The sequence below is a fragment of the Tanticharoenia sakaeratensis NBRC 103193 genome, from assembly GCF_000963885.1.
GTDB classification, from domain to species: domain Bacteria; phylum Pseudomonadota; class Alphaproteobacteria; order Acetobacterales; family Acetobacteraceae; genus Tanticharoenia; species Tanticharoenia sakaeratensis.
In genome coordinates this window covers 1-4539 of the sequence record NZ_BALE01000044.1, presented here as the reverse complement: position 1 = coordinate 4539, position 4539 = coordinate 1, and the positions used below count along the sequence as shown (strand labels likewise).

The window sequence follows — 4539 nt, the reverse complement described above, 5'->3', positions numbered from 1 at the left end:
TGTCACGCCACAGAATCAGCGTTCAGTGGAGCCGCTCTAGCAGCTCCGGTGATTCGGCCATGTAGGATTGCAGGTTGGGTACGAAGCCGAAAGCGCCCTTGACACCCTCGAAAATGGAGCGGGCCGCTTCAGGAGCGGTATCGGTCGTATAAGCGGTGAATTGGGTCATTGGTCTGGTTTCCTCTCTGCCAAGGATTAGGTGACGGAGAGGAATTTGATCGATCGATTGGAGTGGTCCTAGGGAGCGTCCGGGACTAACGATTATGCCCTGCTGGAATAGGTAGACCGTTAATGCGGCGTCCTCGTCGCCCGGTTCACCAGTCGGTAGCTCTCGAGTAGGCCGTATCATATGTGCGGATGTCACGCGCGAGACCATCGGAGGTGCGTGCCGATGGCGCAACTTGAGATCGTGCATCTTGAACGGACAGCAACGTGGCGACAGGAAGCGACTTAGCGCAAGCATCGCGGACATCAGAGATAGAGACGATCCGTTCTTGATAGCGTTCATTCCGCCATTTTTGCTGAAACATGCTACTGGATAGTTGCCGGCCGATTACAGTGGTCAGGCCTCCTGCGGCACCAATCGAGGGACATGGCATGTCACAGACGCATCAGCAGGACGATCAGAATCCTTCCACGCATGAGACAGTCTGGACGTGTCCGATGCATCCGGAAGTCAGGGAGACGCAGCCTGGCAAATGCCCGAAATGTGGCATGACGCTTCAGCAGGCGGACGAAACCGGCGCCATGCCGTCGATGCCGGGAATGAACAATCACCAGATGCGGCATGCTATGACGCGCCACGATCCGGAGCATGCGTCGCCGACTTCAATGAAGGCCGCGCTTCCTTCCGCCGGCTCACATACGATCTGGACCTGCCCGATGCATCCGCAGATCCGGCGGGACCATCCGGGAAACTGCCCGCTCTGCGGCATGGCGCTTGAGCCGGAGGAACCGGCGGGTCAGTCCGAGGAAAGCCCCGAACTGAAGGATTTCACGCGGCGTCTGATCGTGGCCGCGGCGCTCGCCGTTCCCCTGCTGATCGTCTCGATGGGCGGTGATGTCGGGCTGCGCCTCCTTCCGCCCGCTCTTTCACCCTGGATTCAGCTCGCGCTCACGCTGCCCATCGTCTGCTGGGCGGGACTACCATTCTTCCAGCGTGGCCTCGCCTCGCTGCGTACGCTGCACTTCAACATGTTCACCCTGATCATGTTCGGCGTCGGCGCGGCCTTCGGCTACAGCCTTGCCGCGACCTTCGCGCCCAATGTCTTCCCCGCGACCTTCCGGATGCCGGACGGCATGCTGCCCGTCTATTACGAGGCGGCGGGCGTCGTGGTGGCGCTGGTGCTGCTCGGCCAGGTGCTGGAACTGCGCGCTCGTGCGGCGGCCGGCAACGCCATCCGCGCGCTGCTGGACCTCACGCCGAAACAGGCGCACCGCATCGGTGCCGACGACAGGGAGCAGGATGTCCCGGTCGAGAACATTATGAAAGGCGACCGGCTGCGCGTCCGGCCGGGAGAATCTGTCCCCGTTGACGGCACGGTAATGAACGGCGCGTCGAGCGTGGATGAATCCATGATCACCGGCGAGCCCGCGCCCGTCGAGAAGAAAGCCGGCGATCCGGTGACAGGCGGCACCATCAACGGCACCGGCAATCTGGAGATCGAGGCGCAGGCGGTGGGTAGCGACACGATGCTGGCGCGCATCGTCAAGATGGTCGCTTCGGCCCAGCGCTCGCGCGCGCCGATCCAGACCGTCGCGGACCGCGTCTCGGGCTGGTTCGTGCCGCTGGTGCTGGCCGTCTCCGTCGTGACCTTCATCGTCTGGTATGCTGTCGGTCCGGCGCCGCGCTTCGGTCACGCGCTGCTCAACGCGATCTCGGTGCTGATCATCGCCTGCCCCTGCGCGCTGGGGCTGGCGACGCCAATGTCGGTGATGGTCGGCACCGGGCGCGGCGCGCGCGAGGGCGTGCTGGTGCGCGACGCGGGCGCATTGCAGGCACTGGACAAGGTGGACACGCTGGTCGTGGACAAGACCGGCACGCTGACTGAAGGGCACCCGAAGCTGATCGCGCTGGACGTCGCGGAGGGCTGGCAGGAGGATGAGGTGCTGCATCTGGCTGCGTCGGTCGAGACGCAGTCGCAGCATCCGCTGGCGCAGGCCGTGGTCCGGGCGCTGAAGGAGCGCCACGGCGAACCCGCGCCGGTCGGGGATTTCGCCTCGCAGCCCGGTCTGGGCGTCAGCGGCACGGTGGAAGGGCGTCAGGTGGTGATAGGCAATGCCGAACGGCTGAAGCAGGCGGGGGCCGATACCGCGCCGCTGGAGGCGACGGGCGGGGCGCGGCGTCAGGCCGGCGCAGGCGTGATGTTCGTCGCCATCGATGGCAGGTTGGCCGGGCTGATCGCGGTGGCCGATCCCCTGCGGGCGGATACGAAGGCGGCCCTCGCGGACCTGCACGCCGACGGGTTGCGCATCGTCATGCTCACCGGCGACAACGAGGCGACCGCCGCGGCTGTGGCGAAGGTCGCTGGGAATATTGCCGAAATCCACGCCGGACTGAAGCCGCAGGACAAGGCGGACATTATCCGGAGGCTTGAGGCAGCGGGGGCGCATGTGGCGATGACGGGGGATGGCGTGAACGATGCTCCCGCGCTCGCCGCCGCGTCCGTCGGCATTGCCATGGGTACGGGAACGGACGTCGCCATCGAGAGCGCAGGGATTACGCTGGCCCATGGCAGTCTCGGCGCGCTGGTTCGTGCCCGGACTCTGGCGCATGACACGATGCACAATATCCGGCAGAATCTGGCGTTCTCGTTCCTGTTCAACGGAATCGGCATCCCTGTGGCGGCAGGTGTCCTCTACCCGGTATTCGGGCTTCTGTTGTCGCCCATGATCGGAGGCGCGGCCATGGCGCTCTCCTCCGTTACGGTCATCACCAACGCGCTGCGGCTTGGAAAAACCCCGTGATACAAACGCCTGAAAACGATCCTCCCTGCGGCCTGACGGTTCTTTCGCTGCTGTCGATCCTGACGGGCCTCGTCGCGGGCGCGATCTGCGGATCGTTCCGGCTGCTCCTCGAATGGTCTGACGGGTTGCGCACGGCGCTCGCTCTTGGTCTGTGGCACGGCTTTCCGGCCGGCTTGCTCCTGATTCTGGCATTGAGCCTTGCCTCCTTCCTTGCGGCGCTGATGGTGCGGCGGCTGGCCCCGCTCGCCTCTGGCAGCGGTATTCCGCATGTCGAGGCTGTCCTGGCCGGATCGACCACGCCCGCTTCGGCTGGTCTGATACCTGTGAAATTCGTCGGTGGTCTGCTTGCGATTGGTGGGGGGCTGGCACTCGGGCGCGAAGGACCGAGCGTGCAGATGGGCGCTTCGGCGGCGAACACAATCGGCCGCGTGCTCCGGCTCGGCCGGTCGGACTGTCGGGTCTTGCTGGCGGCGGGCGCCGGGGCGGGTCTCGCGACCGCGTTCAACGCGCCGGGGGCAGGGGCCATCTTCGTTCTGGAAGAACTCGTCGGCCGCTTCGAAGCCCGCACTGTCTGCTCGGCACTGGGAGCCTCCGTCTCTGCCATTCTCGTGGCCCGCGCCATGCTGGGTGGGAACCCGGATTTCATGGTCTCTGTAGGGCCCGCAGTGATCGACGTTTCGACCCAGCTCCTGTTTCTGCTGACCGGGCTCGCGATGGGTGTCCTGTCCGTCCTGTATAACCGGACTGTCCTTACAACACTGCGGTTCGCGGAAGGTCTGCCGGTCGGAGTGGAGACGCGCGCGGCGCTGATCGGCGCTCTGGCAGGCGTCGTCGTCTGGCTGACCCCGCATCTGGCGGGAGGCGGAGACTGGCTGACGCAAAGCGCGATCAATGGCACCATCGCATGGTCGGTCATCTCGGGGCTGTTCGTCTTGCGTCTGGCTCTGGGAGCGCTCTCCTATGCGGTCGCGACGCCGGGCGGCCTGTTTGCGCCCATGCTGGCGCTCGGCGCACTTGCCGGGCTCGGCTGCGGCGATATCGCACATGTACTTGAACCGCGTCTGGCGGGCGATACCGCTCCCTTCGTTATTGTCGGAATGGCGGCGATGTTCGCTGGGTCCGTCCGTGCGCCCCTGACGGGAATCATTCTCGTCACGGAGATGACCAATGCGACCAGCCTGCTGCTGCCCCTTCTCTCCGGGAGCTTCGCCGCGATGCTAGTCGCGGACGGCATGCAGGAGGCGCCTATCTACGAAGCCCTCCGCAACCGGGCCGCCGTCGCCAAACGCTAACTGGGCGAGCAGTACACCTCGCCCCCGGCTCTAACGGCGAGTACTCCTGTGAACCGTCATTACTGCGCGTGCCAACCGCCGCCGGGAGTTCTATGATCCACACGTGTATCTTTAAATGAACGTCGCCTTCTCATTGATTGAGACCAGCAAAAGATATTCAGCTAGCCCCTGCTTATTGGACGTCGCAACACACATGTGCGGCGTCGCGAAGCAGGTAAAGTCTCGACGCGGGCGAACTAGGGCCCGGACCCATAAAGGGATTCCCATTGTGAGCGGCCTG

General features: G+C 64.8%; 3 protein-coding genes. 2 read left to right on the top strand and 1 reads right to left on the bottom strand.

The genetic code is table 11. From position 1 onward, the window contains the following. Positions 1–22 precede the first annotated feature (22 nt). Positions 23–169 carry a hypothetical protein gene (locus B8446_RS13100; protein WP_241767787.1) on the bottom strand — a complete coding sequence of 49 codons (147 nt, stop codon included), beginning with the start codon at positions 167–169 and terminating at the stop codon, positions 23–25. 359 nt (positions 170–528) lie between these two features. Between B8446_RS13100 and B8446_RS13095 the strand changes: the two genes are divergently transcribed. Beyond that, positions 529–2967 (top strand): copper-transporting P-type ATPase, encoded by a 2439-nt coding sequence (locus B8446_RS13095; protein ID WP_048850333.1) that lies wholly within the window; start codon positions 529–531, stop codon positions 2965–2967. Then, positions 2964–4259, top strand: a complete 1296-nt coding sequence (locus tag B8446_RS13090) for a chloride channel protein (RefSeq protein ID WP_048850331.1) — start codon at positions 2964–2966, stop codon at positions 4257–4259. The genes B8446_RS13095 and B8446_RS13090 overlap by 4 nt, the downstream gene beginning before the upstream one ends. Positions 4260–4539 lie beyond the last annotated feature (280 nt).

What these genes read in the sequence shown, in the direction of transcription:
- B8446_RS13100 (WP_241767787.1), bottom strand. Translation starts at nt 169, where the DNA reads ATGACCCAATTCACCGCTTATACGACCGATACCGCTCCTGAAGCGGCC.
- B8446_RS13095 (WP_048850333.1), top strand. Translation starts at nt 529, where the DNA reads ATGCTACTGGATAGTTGCCGGCCGATTACAGTGGTCAGGCCTCCTGCG.